The organism is Rhizobium aethiopicum, assembly GCF_900094625.1.
In the GTDB taxonomy this organism is placed as follows: domain Bacteria; phylum Pseudomonadota; class Alphaproteobacteria; order Rhizobiales; family Rhizobiaceae; genus Rhizobium; species Rhizobium aethiopicum.
In genome coordinates, this window is record NZ_FMAJ01000044.1 from 1 (window position 1) to 14,831 (window position 14,831).

Annotated in this window: 14 protein-coding genes and 2 pseudogenes; 5 read left to right on the plus strand and 11 right to left on the minus strand. The window is 60.0% G+C overall.

Annotation, left to right across the window (positions count from 1 at the left end; translation table 11 throughout):
• Together GA0061105_RS31645 and GA0061105_RS31655 are read left to right on the plus strand one after the other, a co-directional pair.
• The coding region (locus GA0061105_RS31645) for an integrase core domain-containing protein (RefSeq protein WP_141130270.1) at positions 1-344 on the plus strand (344 nt) is incomplete at its 5' end.
• A 222-nt stretch (positions 345-566) separates the two neighbouring features.
• Positions 567-752 (plus strand): annotated as a pseudogene (locus tag GA0061105_RS31655) (hypothetical protein); the annotation flags it as partial.
• 275 nt (positions 753-1,027) lie between these two features.
• On the opposite strand, the gene GA0061105_RS31660 reads toward GA0061105_RS31655, so the two are convergent.
• From GA0061105_RS31660 to ccoN, 10 genes are all read right to left on the minus strand, one after another.
• Positions 1,028-1,693 (minus strand): Crp/Fnr family transcriptional regulator, encoded by a 666-nt coding sequence (locus GA0061105_RS31660; RefSeq protein ID WP_011053469.1) that lies wholly within the window; start codon positions 1,691-1,693, stop codon positions 1,028-1,030.
• Between the two features lie 31 nt (positions 1,694-1,724).
• A complete protein-coding gene (ccoS, locus tag GA0061105_RS31665; protein ID WP_011053470.1) occupies positions 1,725-1,883 on the minus strand; it encodes a cbb3-type cytochrome oxidase assembly protein CcoS in 159 nt (52 codons plus the stop codon).
• Complete coding sequence (locus GA0061105_RS31670) at positions 1,880-4,150, minus strand: cation-translocating P-type ATPase (RefSeq protein WP_011053471.1); 2,271 nt, start codon at positions 4,148-4,150, stop codon at positions 1,880-1,882. The genes ccoS and GA0061105_RS31670 overlap by 4 nt, the downstream gene beginning before the upstream one ends.
• Positions 4,147-4,632, minus strand: a complete 486-nt coding sequence (locus tag GA0061105_RS31675) for a FixH family protein (protein WP_011053472.1) — start codon at positions 4,630-4,632, stop codon at positions 4,147-4,149. Before GA0061105_RS31675 ends, GA0061105_RS31670 begins: the two co-directional genes overlap by 4 nt.
• Positions 4,629-6,203 (minus strand): cytochrome c oxidase accessory protein CcoG, encoded by a 1,575-nt coding sequence (gene ccoG / locus GA0061105_RS31680; protein ID WP_011053473.1) that lies wholly within the window; start codon positions 6,201-6,203, stop codon positions 4,629-4,631. The genes GA0061105_RS31675 and ccoG overlap by 4 nt, the downstream gene beginning before the upstream one ends.
• 167 nt (positions 6,204-6,370) lie before the next feature.
• Positions 6,371-6,556, minus strand: a complete 186-nt coding sequence (locus GA0061105_RS33710) for a hypothetical protein (protein ID WP_004674416.1) — start codon at positions 6,554-6,556, stop codon at positions 6,371-6,373.
• Positions 6,557-6,567: 11 nt separating this feature from the next.
• Positions 6,568-7,431 (minus strand): cytochrome-c oxidase, cbb3-type subunit III, encoded by an 864-nt coding sequence (ccoP, locus tag GA0061105_RS31690; RefSeq protein WP_092755311.1) that lies wholly within the window; start codon positions 7,429-7,431, stop codon positions 6,568-6,570.
• Position 7,432: 1 nt separating this feature from the next.
• The gene (locus GA0061105_RS31695) at positions 7,433-7,585 is read right to left on the minus strand and encodes a cbb3-type cytochrome c oxidase subunit 3 (protein ID WP_004674411.1); all 153 of its coding nucleotides are present in this window, start codon (positions 7,583-7,585) and stop codon (positions 7,433-7,435) included.
• Positions 7,586-7,593: 8 nt separating this feature from the next.
• Complete coding sequence (gene ccoO / locus GA0061105_RS31700; RefSeq protein WP_004674404.1) at positions 7,594-8,328, minus strand: cytochrome-c oxidase, cbb3-type subunit II; 735 nt, start codon at positions 8,326-8,328, stop codon at positions 7,594-7,596.
• Between the two features lie 8 nt (positions 8,329-8,336).
• Positions 8,337-9,959: a cytochrome-c oxidase, cbb3-type subunit I gene (ccoN, locus tag GA0061105_RS31705; protein WP_004674403.1), complete on the minus strand. Its 1,623-nt coding sequence runs from the start codon at positions 9,957-9,959 to the stop codon at positions 8,337-8,339.
• Positions 9,960-10,200: 241 nt separating this feature from the next.
• Between ccoN and GA0061105_RS33055 the strand changes: the two are divergent.
• Both GA0061105_RS33055 and GA0061105_RS31715 read left to right on the plus strand, forming a co-directional pair.
• Positions 10,201-10,918: pseudogene (locus GA0061105_RS33055) on the plus strand (cyclic nucleotide-binding domain-containing protein); the annotation flags it as partial.
• Positions 10,919-11,224: 306 nt separating this feature from the next.
• Positions 11,225-11,668, plus strand: a complete 444-nt coding sequence (locus GA0061105_RS31715) for a pseudoazurin (RefSeq protein WP_004674399.1) — start codon at positions 11,225-11,227, stop codon at positions 11,666-11,668.
• 965 nt (positions 11,669-12,633) lie between these two features.
• Here the strand turns inward: GA0061105_RS31715 and hemN are convergent.
• Complete coding sequence (gene hemN, locus GA0061105_RS31730; RefSeq protein ID WP_016737481.1) at positions 12,634-13,986, minus strand: oxygen-independent coproporphyrinogen III oxidase; 1,353 nt, start codon at positions 13,984-13,986, stop codon at positions 12,634-12,636.
• A gap of 478 nt (positions 13,987-14,464) precedes the next feature.
• Between hemN and GA0061105_RS31745 the strand changes: the two genes are divergently transcribed.
• Entirely contained in the window at positions 14,465-14,695 is a 231-nt protein-coding gene (locus tag GA0061105_RS31745) for an NAD(P) transhydrogenase subunit alpha (RefSeq protein WP_225880318.1), read from the plus strand.
• Positions 14,696-14,831 lie beyond the last annotated feature (136 nt).

Here is a 14,831-nt window from a genome sequence, read left to right on the forward strand (position 1 = left end):
ACTATAATACCCTCGGCATTACCGTCGAGCGCGTCATGACCGATAACGGTCCCTGCTATGCCTCAGGCGAATTTGCCCGCGCCTGCCGCGAACTTGGCCTCAAGCACGTCCGAACAAGACCCTATACGCCAAAAACCAATGGCAAGGCCGAACGCTTCATTCAGACCGCGCTTCGGGAATGGGCCTATGCCGTCGCATACCCAACCTCGGACATGCGAGCCGACCAACTGCCAAAATGGCTCCATCGCTACAATTGGCATCGACCCCATGGCAGCCTAAAATATAATACACCAATCAGCAGATTCGGCCTGACCGAGGACAACCTGTTGAGGCTCCACATCTAGGTCCTTAGCGCGCATCGTCCTTGCAACTCGCAACTCACTCAGCCTCGACGCATTCGCAGGCGTGATAACGCCGGCTGCGAAAGACAGAAGATGCACTGTTGTAGTCTCCGGCTCCCGCCGCTGCTTGCATGACGGCTTGCGCCAGTCGTTGACAAAACTCAATTGGCCAGCCAGCATTTCCGTTGCCCGGCCATTTGTAATGACTAAGTCTGAGGTGGTGCCATGCCTCGCATGATCAGGTTCATACTCACGCGTTTGGCGACGGGGTTCGCAATTGGATCCGCCGTGGGCTTCTTCGTTTGGCAAAATGGATTTGCCGCGGCAGGCACGCTTGAGAATTATCTCGCGAAGGGCCTGTTCATCTACCTCTTCGCAAGCACCATCAGCATGGGTTATCTCGCGACGGCCCCTCGAAGAATAGCGCCGGACGCTCTCCGTCGCATGTTGGTGCTCGTTGCGCCCGTTCGTCTGCACTTCCCTATTAAGCCCGCCAGTCCGACGGTATCCGCATGTGTCGTCAGCGCCACCGTTGATGCGGACAAGGCCTGAAGCAAGCGATGAAGACAGTCGAGATCACAAAAACAATCCGTCCTGGTGCTTTTTTGCGCCTGGCCATAACGGAGCAAGCGATCGCCATATTGACGGTTGTCGAATTCCGGCGCGGTTATCGCCCTGCCCCGAGGTCAGCACGCCTTCCGCAGCAGATCGACGCTGTCAACCACGACGACCCTGCCTCTGACTTCGACCCCTGCAGGACCGAGGGCAGCGAAAGCCCGCGAAAGGGCTTCGGGCGCAACCCCGAGTTTGCCGGCCAGAATTCTTTTCCGGTAAGGCAGGCGAAAGGTGGCCTGCGATGCTGAGGCCGGGCAGCGGCTGACGAGGTAATTCGCAACACGCTGTGCAGCCGTGTGCAGCCGGTCTCCCGCTATGCAATCCATGGCACCGAGCAGATGCCGGGCCATGATGCGCATGACGTTGCGACGCATGACGGGGTCCCGGTCGGCAAGCGCCCGCAACTCCACAAGGTCGAACAACGCGACCTCTGCGCCGTCGGCGGACCATGCGCTGTAGGTGTAGGAGCCGCCTGCCGACAGGAGATATTCACCGAACGTCTCACCCGGTTCGCAGATGCAGATATCTGCCTGGCGCCCCGCGGATTCCGACTTCGAAAGTCGCACGAAGCCGCGCATCACGCAATAGACGAACGACGCCTGCTGGCCCTCGGCGATGATCCGCTCGTCCGGTGCGAAGATCTGGAACTGAGCCGTGTCGGCCAGTTCTTCTATCCTTGCTTTGTCCAGGCCGTGAAACAGGTCAGATCGCAAAAGTATGGGATGTCTCGATAGCATCGATCTTCCTTTCGTTTCGGCCGTGAGCGGTTCAAGGTCTTTTGCAATCGGTTTCGTCCTCGACGAGGATTCGCCAAGCTGCTCCTTCAAGGTCCTCGTACTGGCGGCTCGTCAGCGACCAGAGGAACGCCAGGAGACCCATTCCCCCCATCAGCAGTGCGATCGGCATCAGATAGATCAGCATGTTCATGCGGTTTCAACTTCCGCACGTCCGCCGGCAAGCGGCTCGCTCCGTAGGCCGAAGGCATTTAATCGCAGCGCATTCGTCACGACGATGATCGACGAAGTCGACATGGCCACCGCCGCTATCAGCGGCGTTGCCAGGCCGGCGATTGCGATCGGTACCGCAAGCACGTTGTAACCGATGGCGAGAGCAAAGTTCTGGCGAATGAGGCTGGCGGATCTTCGTGCAACGGCGATTGCCTCAGGAACGGCATCGAGACGATCGTTGAAGAAGATAAGGTCGGCGGCTTGCCTGCCGACGTCGGATGCGGTTGCAGGCGCCATCGAGACCTGCGCGGCGGCCAGCGCCGGTGCGTCGTTGATCCCGTCGCCGACCATGAGCACGCGATAGCCCTCGGCGCCCAGCCTCTGGAGTTCCTCGACCTTCTGTTTCGGCCCCAGGTCGCCCAGAGCTTTGCCGATACCGAGAGCCCGCGCTGTGTTGTCGACGACGGCCTGCCTGTCGCCGGATACTATCAACGTTTCGATACCGGCTGCAGCGAGCTGGCGGAAAGTCTCCGCGGCGCCCGGACGAAGCGTGTCGTCAAACAGGAAACGGGCGAGATCGACGCCGTTTTTCGACAGGACCACCTCCGAAAACGGAGTATCGCCCGCGGGCGTGAGCCCGGTTCCGCAGGCAAAGGCCCGGTTGCCGAGCCGATAGAAGTCCGCTCCTTGCCAGGCTTCCAGCCCCCCGCCGGCGATTTCCGTGACCCTGTCGAAGGCGAAGGGGTAAGAGATGTCTATGTCCCGCACCAGACCCTGGGAAAGCGGATGCCGTGAATGCGCCGCCATTGCGCAAACGATGGCTCTATTGCCCGCGATCGAGTCGATTCGGACGAGGCGGGGCCGGCCCATCGTCAGGGTGCCGGTCTTGTCGAAGGCCACGATGTCCGCGTCGGCCAGTCTTTCGAGCGCCGAACCGTCCTTCACCACGATGCCCCTGCGGAAAAGTTCGCCGGCGGCGACCACCTGGACCACCGGTACAGCAAGGCCCAATGCGCAGGGGCATGTGATGATCAGCACCGCGACCGCGACCAGCATGGCCTGTTTCCAATCGCCCCCAAGCAAGCCCCAGGCGAGAAAGGAGGCCAGCGCCAACAGGTGCACGGCGGGAGAATAAAGTGCTGCGGCGCGATCGGCGACCCGGCGATAACGAGCCCTGCCGCCCTCGGCCGCTTCCATCAGGCCGATGATCTCGGAAAGAAGCGAATCCCTTGCCACTTTGGTCGCCCGCAGGACGAGCGAACCGGTCAGGTTCATCGCACCCGAATTCAGCGCGCTGCCTGCGGCGACGGCGACCGTGCTGCTTTCACCGGTGACGATGGAGAGGTCAACATCGCTCTCGCCGCTGACGATCATGCCATCGACGGGAATGCGTTGGCCGGCGGCAATCGCGATGTTATCCCCGACGGCGATCTCTTCGACCGGGATGTAGTGCCGCGACCCGTCCGGCATCATCAGCTGCGCCCCGCGCGGCGCCAGTCTGGCAAGCCCGTTGATCGCGGCGCGGGCTTTTTCCCGCATCACATGATCGAGGGTTCTGCCGATCAGCAGGAAGAACAGCAGAGACACCGACGCGTCGAACCAGGCATGTTCGCCATGGTGCATGGTTTCCCATAGGGAGACCGCATAGGACAGCGTCACTGCAAGCGAGATCGGAACATCCATGTTGGTGCGCCTACGCTTGAGCCCGCTCCAGGCCGATTTGAAGAAGAAGCGTCCACCATAAACCAGCGCCGGCGCCGCGATCATCGCCGAGATCCAGTGAAACATGTCGCGCGTGGCCGCATCGGCGCCCGACCATACCGACACCGAGAGCATCATGATGTTGGCGGCCGCAAAGCCGGAAACTCCAATCGCCAGCAGTAGCTGGTTCCGGATCCTGTCGGTTTCGGGTGCTGTCGACGTGATGAGATGGGCGCGGTATCCGGCCAAGGTGATCGCGGCGAGGATTTCGGAGGGATCGGTCGCCTTCGCCTCGATCTCTTCCTGATAGACGCAGGTGACACGCCTGGCGGTGAGATTGACCCGGGCTTTCCTGACGAACGCAAGCGCCGACAGCGCTTTTTCGAGGGTCAATATGCAGTCGCCACAGTGGACGTCGGGCACGCTGAGGTCGACCTGGCGTAACCCAGCCCCGAGCGGGTGGCTTGCAAGGCATACCTCCTCGGCGCTGGCGGATGTCGCGCTGAGGCCGAGAACGCTTTCCGCATCCATCGAGCAGCAGGTCATTGGCGGAACTCCGCGGTGTCGAAGCGTTTGGCCTCATGCATGACGACCGCCCCGTTCATTCTCGATATGGCCTCGACGATCCAGTCGCCGGCGACAACCTGGTGATCGGCTTCGAACCGCCCTTCGCCCGTCTTCCGGAGCGTCACGCGGAAATCCTCATGATCGCCGACGGGCCGTTTGAAGTTCAGCGTGACATCATCGATGATCGCAGGCGTGCCGGCCTGGTCGTGGATGTCGTAACGGATTTGGCTGCCCTTAACGACGAGCGCGCCCTCGACGCCGGAGGCGGCCATTGCCTTCATCGCTGCCGCCCTGGTGTTGAATTCCTGGCTGGCCACATAGGTGTTTTCCACGACGATGCCACTCCAGCTGGACGCAGCATAGAAGGCCATGGTGGCGTTTACGGCGATCACTACGGCGAAGAATGCCGAGGTGGCAAGCAGCACGTGCAAGCCGGTAAAGCCCTGAGTAGAAGTCTTCATTTCACGTCTCCCGGCGCGTTGAACGCCGCGCGATAGCTCGCCCGGTCGGCTTGACCTGCGTCTTGACCTATATCTTCGATGACGAAGAGGAATTCGTTGATCTCTGCCCCGTCTGGGGCGCGCGTGACGAAGACCTTGAGCGTCGTGGCCGCGTCGGGTTCGACGTGAGCGGTGAAGCTGCGGGCATCCTGCCCGCCGAACTCGGGAATGCGCATTGTGCCCCCCTCCAGCCCGACGAGGGTGATGGTCACGTCCCGCGGCTTCGGCACCATGTTGAGGACATGCAGCGTGTAGCCGTTTCGGATGGAGCCGTCGCTTTCCAGAACATATTGAGGGTTCCGGTCGTGGATAACGTTGAGCCTGAGCCGATCGCGTAAGGCGAGATGGACGACCATGGCGACGCCGATCGATGCCCAGACGACACCGTAGAAGACAATTCTTCGGCGGAAGATGATGCGCCAGTCGAAATTCCGGACAGCTGGCATGAAGCTTCCGTCGTCGTTTCGGACATTGGAGGGCTGGATGGCTGTCCGTCCTCCGTCAGTAGCAAGCGACATGTTGCTCGAATATTCCTTGAGCGTCGCATAGGCGATCAGGCCGTGTGGCTTCCCGAGCTTGTCCATGACGCCGCCACAGGCGTCGATGCAGAGGGCGCATGTGATGCATTCCATCTGCTGGCCGTCGCGGATGTCGATCCCCATCGGGCAGACGGCGACGCAGGCATTGCAGTCCACGCAATCGCCCACCGGCAGACCCTGAGCCTTCTTGCCATGGCGCGACCGCTGCTCGCCCCGCCAGTCGTTGTAGGTGACAACAAGCGAATTCTCATCCAGCATCGCGCCCTGAATGCGCGGCCACGGACACATATAGGTGCATGTCTGTTCGCGCATGAGGCCGCCAAGCACATAGGTCGTCGCGGTCAGGGTGGCGATCGTGGCATACGCAGCGGCAGGAGCGCTGCCGTCAAACAGTGAAGCCGCCAGGCTCGGCGCGTCGGCAAAATAGAAGATCCATGCTCCGCCCGTGGCGATGGCGATCAGCAGCCAGATCGCGTGCTTGATCACCCGCTTCCTGAGCTTGTCGAAAGTGAAGGGGTCGGCATCGAGCTTCATCCGAGCGTTTCGGTCGCCTTCGACAGCGCGTTCGACGACGAGAAAGAGATCGACCCAGACGGTCTGCGGACAGGCATAGCCACACCAGGCGCGGCCGACAGCGGCGGTGAGGAGAAAGAGGCCGAAGCCCGCCATGACGAGCAGGCCCGCCACATAGTAGAATTCCTGCGGCCAGATCTCGATGAAGAAAAAGAAGAAGCGCCGCGAGGCGAGGTCGACGAGGATTGCCTGATTGGGCGCATAGGGACCGCGGTCCCAGCGAATCCACGGCGCGAGGTAATAGGTGCCAAGCGTGAGCAGCATCAAGACCCATTTGAACCGGCGAAAGGGCCCTTCGGCTCGTTTCGGAAAGATCTTCTTGCGCGGCGCATAGAGAGGCTGGCGGTTGCGCCGGGCGTTGACGGGTTCGACGCGAACGTGGTCAATGTCATTTAGATTAGGGCGGGTATAGAGATTCATAGGACCTGTCCGATTTTCACCACTCTTTTCCCAGCCGTGGCGGATCCGTTCCTTGATGCAGATCAAGAACGACCGTGCAGAAGCGAAAAGGCCACGCCCCAGAGTAAGGGCGTGGCCGGAGGACAGCGGCGGAGAAACCGCTGGGACGTCCTCCACAGGAGCTGAAACTATCGGCTCGTCTGCTTGTGGTCTTTGAGGCAGATCAAACTCACCATCGAATTGCCGATTTTTGCAGGGTCGTCCTGCTCCGAAGACGCAGGCATCTGTTGGGCGCGGGCTGAGACACGCGATCGGATAACAGCACGCGGCGCGCCGTAGAGAGGGAGGATCGGATTGCGGTCGTGGGCTGTCATGTCTCTTCTCCTTACGTGCCGCCGCCGAGCGCATGAACGAAAATAGTAAGCTCGTTTACCGTTGTGTCCCCCAGGCGCGCTGCCCAGGCAGGCATTACGCCATGTTTGGGAGAGGCAACCTGACGAAGGATGGCGTCTTCACCCCGCGACTTCAGCCAGATTGCGTCGGCGAGATCCGGCGCACCCATTTCCACCTTTCCTTTGGCGTCCTCGCCGTGACATGGGGCGCAATTGTCGAAGAAAACCTGTTTTCCGGCCGCCGCCAGACCGACATCCGAGGGCGTATTGGTCAGCCCCCAGACAAAGGCGGCGACCTGCTTCATCTGGATGGGCTCCAGAACACCGGCAAAGGGCGGCATTTCGGAGGAATGGCTATCCGTATCGCCGTCGAAGCGGATGCCATGAGAGATCGTGGCCTGGATGGCATTCAGATCCCCGCCCCACAGCCAGTCGTCGTCGTTGAGATTCGGAAACCCCGGACCGCCGCTCGCTCCCGATCCATGGCAGGGCGCGCAGTTCACCTTGAAAGCGGATGCGCCGCCAGCGATCGCGAATTTACGAAGAGCAGGATCCGCGTCGATCTCCTCCACTGTCTTGGCAGCGATCACGTCATGGAACTCCGTCTGCGATGACTTAGCGAGATTGAGGTCCTGCTGCAGCTCGGCGCGCGTTGAATAACCGAGATAGCCGTTAGTGGCGGAAGTGATCATCGGGATGGCCGGGTAAGCGATGGCGTAGCCGATCGCCCAGAGGATCGTCACGTAGAAGGTCCAGATCCACCAGCGCGGCATGGGATTGTTGAGCTCTTGGATGCCGTCCCATTCATGACCCGTCGTTTCGACGCCGCTCAGTTCATCGATATGCTTTTGCGACATCTCAATCGTCCTTCAAGGGAATATCGGCGGCATCTTTGGCCGTCTGCTTGCTACCTGGGCGAAGGGTGAGCATGACCGCGCCGACGAAGAATGCGGCCATTGCCAGGAGGCCCCAGCTGTCGGAGAAGTGTCTCATTGCAGTGTAAGTTTCCATGGATCACCTCACCGGTAGCCGGTCGCGTCGTCATAGGTCGAGAAATTAACCAGCGTTCCGAGCATCTGCAGGTAGGACACCAGCGCGTCCATCTCGGTCAGCCGGGTTGGATCGCCGTCGAGATCGCCGACATTCGCATTTGGGTAGCGCTTGAGTAGAGCCGCCGTGTCCGCGTTCGGATCGGCCTGGGCTCTCATGTCGGCCTCGGCATTCGCCAGCATGTCGTCGCTGTAAGGCACGCCCACGTCCTCATTGGCCTTGAGGTCCTCTCCGATACTCCTGACCGTCACCTCCTTCTCTTCGAGGAAGGCGTAGCTCGGCATGATTGATTCCGGCACCACGGCCCGCGGATTTGCGAGATGCTGGACGTGCCATTCGTTCGAGTAACGCCCCCCGACGCGGGCCAGATCGGGCCCTGTCCGCTTGGATCCCCATTGGAACGGGTGGTCGTACATCGATTCCGCGGCGAGCGAATAATGGCCGTAACGTTCGACCTCATCACGGAACGGCCGGATCATCTGGCTGTGGCAGAGATAGCAGCCTTCACGGATGTAGATGTTCCGTCCGGCGAGCTCTAGCGGCGTGTAGGGCCGCATGCCTTCCACTTTTTCGATCGTGTTCTGCAGGTAGAACAGCGGTGCGATTTCAACGATGCCGCCAATGCTGACGACCAGCAGCGAGCCGACCAGAAGAAGCGTCGCGTTCTTCTCGAGGGTCTTATGTTTATCAAGTAACGATGCCATGTCTCACCTCACTCGGCAGGCTGTGCCTGGGGCACCAAACTGGTCGGGATTGGCGCTTCGTCGCGCAGGTGGCCGCGGATCGTCATGAACACGTTCCAGGCCATGACGAGGCCACCCGCTAGGTAGAGTGCTCCGCCGACGGCACGCAGCACGTAATAGGGGATCATCGCCGCGACCGTTTCAGCGAAGGAATAGACGAGGAAGCCCTGGGAATTGTATTCTCGCCACATCAGCCCCTGCTGGATGCCCGCGACCCAGAGCACCGCGGCGTAGATCACGATCCCGAGCGTCGCGAGCCAGAAGTGCCAGTTGACCATCCGCAGGCTGTAGAGGCGCTCGCGCCCCCACAGTTTCGGCGTCAGGTAGTATATCGCCCCGAAGGTGATCATACCCACCCAGCCAAGTGCTCCGGAATGCACGTGACCGATCGTCCATTCGGTATAGTGGCTGAGCGAATTGACCGCCTTTATCGACATCATCGGGCCTTCGAAGGTCGACATCCCATAAAATGCGATGGCGACGATCATCATCCGGATGATCGGGTCGGTGCGAATTTTGTCCCAGGCGCCCGAAAGGGTCATCAAACCGTTGATCATGCCGCCCCAGGAGGGCATCCAGAGCATGACGGAGAAGACCATTCCGAGCGTCTGCGCCCAGTCAGGCAGCGCCGTGTAATGCAGATGATGCGGGCCGGCCCAGATATACATGAAGATCAGGGCCCAGAAGTGGATGATCGACAGCCGGTAGGAATAAACCGGCCGGTTGGCCTGCTTCGGCACAAAATAGTACATCATCCCCAGGAAGCCGGCGGTGAGGAAGAAGCCGACGGCGTTGTGGCCGTACCACCATTGGGTGAGTGCATCCTGGACGCCGGAGAAGAGAGAATAGCTCTTGGAGCCGAGGAACGACGCCGGAACAGCGAGGTTGTTGACCACATGCAGCATCGCAATGGTGACTATGAAGCTGAGATAGAACCAGTTTGCCACGTAGATATGCGGCTCTTTGCGCTTCAGGATCGTTCCGAGATAGACGGCCAGATAGGCGACCCAGACGATGGTAAGCCACAGGTCGACGTACCATTCGGGCTCGGCATATTCGCGCGACTGATTGATGCCGATCACGTAGCCGGTCGCAGCCATCACGATGAACAGCTGGTAGCCCCAGAAGACGAACCAGGCGAGTGTTCCTCCGAAGAGACGCGCGCGACAGGTGCGTTGCACCACATAGAAGGATGTCATGATCAGCGCGTTGCCGCCGAAGGCGAAGATCACCGCCGATGTGTGAACCGGCCGCAATCTTCCGAAATTCCAATAGGGCGCGATGTTGAGGTCGGGAAAGGCGAGCTGCAGCGCGATGATCACGCCGACGAGGAAGCCGACGACGCCCCAGAACACCGTAGCGATCAGGCCGTAGCGGATTACCTCGTCGCAATAGCCCGTAAGCTCTGTTTTGCGCTGTTGGCCCGTCGGCGAAAACTCTGCGTTTCTGACAAGCAGCAGCGTTCCCGCAACCAGGCAGAGGCAAAGTATACCCATATGGACTGCAAACAGATGATCGTGCGCGAATGCGGCCGCGAGCAGCGCCAGAAACGCTGCGACCGCGATCACCATCGTTTCTGTCGTGTAATTCATGATGTCGTCTCCAGTGCGCAGACGACCGCCTCGCGGCCGGCTTTCTCGGATTTCGAGGCAGGACTGTCACGAAGACGGGAACGGCTCCTTGATCTACATCAACAAGCGGACTGGAAGCGGTGGACGAACCGACGTTGTTACACTCTGTTGCAAACTTCCCCCTTTGGCACCGCCCGCTTACTCCCGTGTGACGCAGCTGCTTTCTACCGCACCCACTGCCACAAGGGGCGATGAAGATGCTGTGCAGAACAACCACGCGTTCGACAATGGCGCGAAGGGGCGCGAAGCCATACATGCCGGCCAATCCCTCTCTTCGCTGTTCGTAGGCTCGGCGGCCGAGGCCGTCGCAGCCGGTAAGGCGATTTGGTGGGAGGGTGATAAGCAACCATCTTGTCCAGGTGGAAGAAGGTGTCGTGCGCCTGCTTCGTATCATCGGCGAAAGATCGTCGGGTGATAATCGCTCTTCAATTCGCCGGCGATCTCAACGGCGCGTCGCTGCAAAACGATTTCCTATTTACGGCTGAGGCCGTCACGAAATGCAAGATCCGCCGGATATCGCACATGAGTTTCCACGGGGAAGTCGCTCGGTCTAATGCGCTCGCTCGACCTAGCTCTCGTTGCTCTGGCAGGAGGCGGCCGCTTCGCATGAACAGATGGTGCTGTTGCCGAAGAAGAACGCCGAGGAGCGCCCCTGCAGCTTCATCGTGAAGCTTGCATTCCGGCGCAACCCGCGTCCGCCAAGGTCCGTTGCGCGTTTCCATGAATCGTCAAGACATTGCGGATCATCTCGGCCTGACCATTGAGACCCTGGCCCACACCGTTACGAAACTTGCGTCGCGCAACATCGTTATTCCCGAGGGCAGGCACGACCTGCGGAACGTCAATCTTGCCCGCTGGTACGGTTATCGGGCGACACTGATGATTTTCCCGAGGATTTCTGTCAGAGGGTAAACCTCAACACACGCGACAAGCCGCGGGATCGACATTCATGCCCTCCGCGAACTTCTCGACGCGATATGAGCTCAGTCACGGCAATCCTAAGCTGTTCAGCAGCGCCGACGTTCGCCGAGCGTGCTTGTCCTTCGGTGATTCCTACATCGCTTGCAGGCTGCCATGTCCCTCGCAAGGGCGCTGGGCAAGCAGGCAAAAATTGGGACCTTCTGCCTTTTTTCCCCGAATTTGACGGGCGTCAAAGAGCCCAATTCCGGCATCTGCTAAGACACATTCATGAGGCTGATTGGGTCTCGCAGAAAAGGAGCTTGCAAATGCGGTTAAAATTCGGTCTGATCGCTGCAGCGGCAGCCTTGATTGTTTCGGCAGCGCCGTTGATGGCGGCCGACCACCAGGTTCGGATGCTCAACAAAGGCACGGAAGGCGCGATGGTGTTCGAGCCTGGCTTCCTGAAGATCGCCCCCGGCGACACCGTCACCTTCATCCCCACCGACAAGGGCCACAACGTCGAAACCTTCAAAGGCCTCATTCCGGATGGCGTTGCCGACTTCAAGTCAAAGCCGAATGAGCTATATCGCGCGAAATTCGATGTTCCAGGCGTCTATGTCCTGAAATGCACCCCACATTCCGGCATGGGCATGGTTGCCCTGATCCAGGTGGGTGACAGTCCGCCCAATCTCGAAGCGATCAAGACTGCAAAGGTGCCGAACATGGTGCGCAAGCGGCTCGATGCCGACCTCACAAACATCACCCAGTGAGACACAGCAGGTGCGGATGACCGCGCAGCCCATGACGATGGCTTTCGTGGCAGCTGTTTGCCTCGCCAGGAGCAGCTGATGCTCAGTGAGCATCGAGCAGAGCCAGGCGCTGTCAGGCAAGACGTCCAAGGCAGTGGTCGGACACGGTTGTCGGCAAAGCCGATGCCGAAACCTGGTGGGACCGTCGAGAAAGTGAATGTGGCCTGTGAAAAGAGCTATGATCTGCACGGCAGACCTGTGAAGGAACGCGTGGGCAAGATCACTAGCCCGGCGGCAATCTCGCTGACGACGAATATAACGAGGTCGTTTTTTTGCGCGGCAGTCGCGAAGGAGATGCCAGCCAAAACCCGGGGTCTCGTTCTGGTTACCCAAGAATTGCACGGAAGGCGCCGTCGAACGTTTGATCGAAATCCCCGCGGCAGGCAAGTCCTACAACTAGGAGACCCCTGCCTCGTCCTTCGACGTGCTCGAACAACCGCGTTCGTGAGAGGGCGAGAGCCGTCGATCATGTGGCGCTCGGTAGCTCACCTCGCGAAAAGGCTCCTTCAGGCGCCTGCGCGGCCGCCATAATCGCGATGGGCACAACTCTGCGGACCGGCGCTTGCCCACGCCACCTTAAAGGTTCGACGTCAGTCGCCAACGATACCCTGGGCCAGGGCCTGCCGAGATCGAGCTGTATTTGAATGAGCCGAAAAGCTCGACGATAACGACCTCGACGTCCAGGCGGTGATACGGGCGCCCATCTACTTGTGACAGGGCGGCCCGATGACCGTATTTGTGAGTGCGCCCGCCCTGCTTCACACGAACTTGCGACGTCGATCCTCCTCGACGTGCCGTTGTCGACGGGACTCCTGGGAAGATAACTGCAGGGTCCTCGATCGAGAAACGGGAACTCGATGTCTTCTCGCGCGGCCTTTGATGCGTTTCGTGTCGCCGGAACCGATGCACACTTCCGGCGACAAGTACTAGGCTGCCTTGCTGTGCGTGTGCCCGTGCGAGCTAAAATAGGCGTCGAATGCCGCCGCGACTGCACGGACCATGAAGCGCGCCTCCTCGCATACGACAATCCGCTCACCGCTGATCGTCACGACGCCGTCGGCCATGAGCTCGCCGAGACGGTCGTTGCGCTCGACAAGGAAGCCGGTGTCGAAACCCGATCCGCTGCTCAACTGGCCGAGATCGGCTTCGAAATCGCACATCAGCCTCTCGATGACCCTCGCCCGAAGCTTGTCCTCCTCGCTGAGAAGATATCCCTTGGCGGTCGGCAGCACCCCGAAGGCAATTCGCTCGGCATAGAGGCCGAGAGGCACGTGGTTCTGCATATAGCCGGCCGGCAGCCGCCCGATCGCAGATGCGCCGAGGCCGATCAGGCTATCGCAATCATCCGTGGTATAGCCCTGGAAGTTTCTCCTCAGCGTTCTGTTGCGCGCGGCGAGCGCCAACTGATCGTTCGGCAGTGCAAAATGATCGAGCCCAATGCGCAGATATCCGGCCTTCTGGAGCTCCTCGGCGATCACTTCCGCCTGCTCGTTCCGCTGTTTTGCGTCCGGCAGCGATGCTTCGTCGATCAGGCGCTGATGTTTCTTAAAAGCGGGTATGTGAGCGTAACCGAAAACGGCGAAACGTTCGGGACGCAGTTCTGCAGCCAGCCGGACCGTCTCGATGCAAGATTGGACAGTCTGTTTCGGAAGGCCATAAATTAGGTCGAAGTTGATGCTGCTGACGCCTGCTGAGCGCAACCCGGCGACCGCCCTTTCCGTCTGCTCAAAGGATTGCAGCCGCTTGATACCGGCCTGCACGATCGGATCGAAGCTCTGGACGCCGAGGCTTGCGCGGTCGACGCCGTTTTCGGCGAGCGCATCGATCATGGGGGCGACCAATGTGCGAGGGTCGATCTCGACTGCGACGCCGGCTTTCGCTTCAAACGTGAAGGCACTCCTGAGCTTTGCCATTAGAGCCGAAAATTCCTGCGGCTTCATGACCGACGGCGTGCCGCCGCCGAAATGCACGTACTTGACGGGCACGTCGTTTCCGGCCGCAAAAGAGACGAGCTCGATCTCTTCCTTCATCACGTCGAGATAGTCGGCGACCGGAGCGTCTTGCCGGGTGATGGTCGTGTGGCAGCCGCAGTACCAGCATATCGAACGGCAGAACGGGACGTGGAGATAAACCGAAACCGGGCCAGCCGCGGCGATATGGGCGAGATTGCCGGCATATTCATCCGGCCCCACGGCTGCAGAAAAAGCCGCCGCCGTCGGGTAACTCGTATAACGCGGAACCCGCGCATCGCCGTATTTGGCGATCAGATCATCAGACATTTTCGCATCCCTTTTCAAAACAGGATGCTTTATGATCTCCGGCCGCGCCGGCTTCCTTGTCCCAAATCAATGATGACGTCTCAGGCCAGAATCAGCCGGATCTTTGTCCGCTGTGAAAGTCAGCACTTTCGAACCCGCCTAACATCTCGTTCTGACATGGGTCGAGCCGCGGTCCCGGCTGTTCGAAGAGACGTGCCACAAGGAAATGAGCAAGAATGACTGATACGCAAAACGGGTGAAACAAATTGGTGTCCGCGTGCTGTCGCCGGTCGAGCCATCCCACGGTTTCGGCTCGCTCCATGCGCTGGCCCCCGGCGATAGTTTGTTGATCGCCAGTGGAACTGGTGCCGGCCTAACGGCGGGAATCTCGAGCGAAGCCTACCGAAACGCGGAAGTCGTGGTCGTTTTCCAATTCCACAGGCCCTCGCCGCGGCCGCCGACGTGATCGTCAAGGTGCGCCTCGATCAATGAGGTCGCCCTGCTGTCGCCTGAAAAGACGCTAATCGCTTTCTTCTATCCCGCAGCCAACAATGAGTTGCTCAAGCGGGCTCTGCATTCGGGCGCGAATATAAGCGCCATAGACATGGTCCCGCGCATCAGCCGTGCACAGAAGATGAATGGGAAAGATCGGGGTTACCGGGCGGTCATCGAAGCGAGTGCGAACTTCAGGTGTTTCTTCACCGGGCAGATCACCGCGCGGTATTTCTAGGGTCTCCTCAGTTTTACGTCGCCTTGAGGTCCGTCAGCACCTTGTCAAAAGCATCCTTGACCGGCTTTGAGATTTCCTCCACCGCCCTGCTTGAGAGCACCCGGACTTCCTTGGCGTGCTGCAAACTTGTCTCAAC

Coding starts and splice junctions, on each gene's coding strand:
- GA0061105_RS31660 (WP_011053469.1), bottom strand. CDS start 1,693: ATGCTATCGAGACATCCCATACTTTTGCGATCTGACCTGTTTCACGGC.
- ccoS (WP_011053470.1), bottom strand. CDS start 1,883: ATGAACATGCTGATCTATCTGATGCCGATCGCACTGCTGATGGGGGGA.
- GA0061105_RS31670 (WP_011053471.1), bottom strand. CDS start 4,150: ATGACCTGCTGCTCGATGGATGCGGAAAGCGTTCTCGGCCTCAGCGCG.
- GA0061105_RS31675 (WP_011053472.1), bottom strand. CDS start 4,632: ATGAAGACTTCTACTCAGGGCTTTACCGGCTTGCACGTGCTGCTTGCC.
- ccoG (WP_011053473.1), bottom strand. CDS start 6,203: ATGAATCTCTATACCCGCCCTAATCTAAATGACATTGACCACGTTCGC.
- GA0061105_RS33710 (WP_004674416.1), bottom strand. CDS start 6,556: ATGACAGCCCACGACCGCAATCCGATCCTCCCTCTCTACGGCGCGCCG.
- ccoP (WP_092755311.1), bottom strand. CDS start 7,431: ATGTCGCAAAAGCATATCGATGAACTGAGCGGCGTCGAAACGACGGGT.
- GA0061105_RS31695 (WP_004674411.1), bottom strand. CDS start 7,585: ATGGAAACTTACACTGCAATGAGACACTTCTCCGACAGCTGGGGCCTC.
- ccoO (WP_004674404.1), bottom strand. CDS start 8,328: ATGGCATCGTTACTTGATAAACATAAGACCCTCGAGAAGAACGCGACG.
- ccoN (WP_004674403.1), bottom strand. CDS start 9,959: ATGAATTACACGACAGAAACGATGGTGATCGCGGTCGCAGCGTTTCTG.
- GA0061105_RS31715 (WP_004674399.1), top strand. CDS start 11,225: ATGCGGTTAAAATTCGGTCTGATCGCTGCAGCGGCAGCCTTGATTGTT.
- hemN (WP_016737481.1), bottom strand. CDS start 13,986: ATGTCTGATGATCTGATCGCCAAATACGGCGATGCGCGGGTTCCGCGT.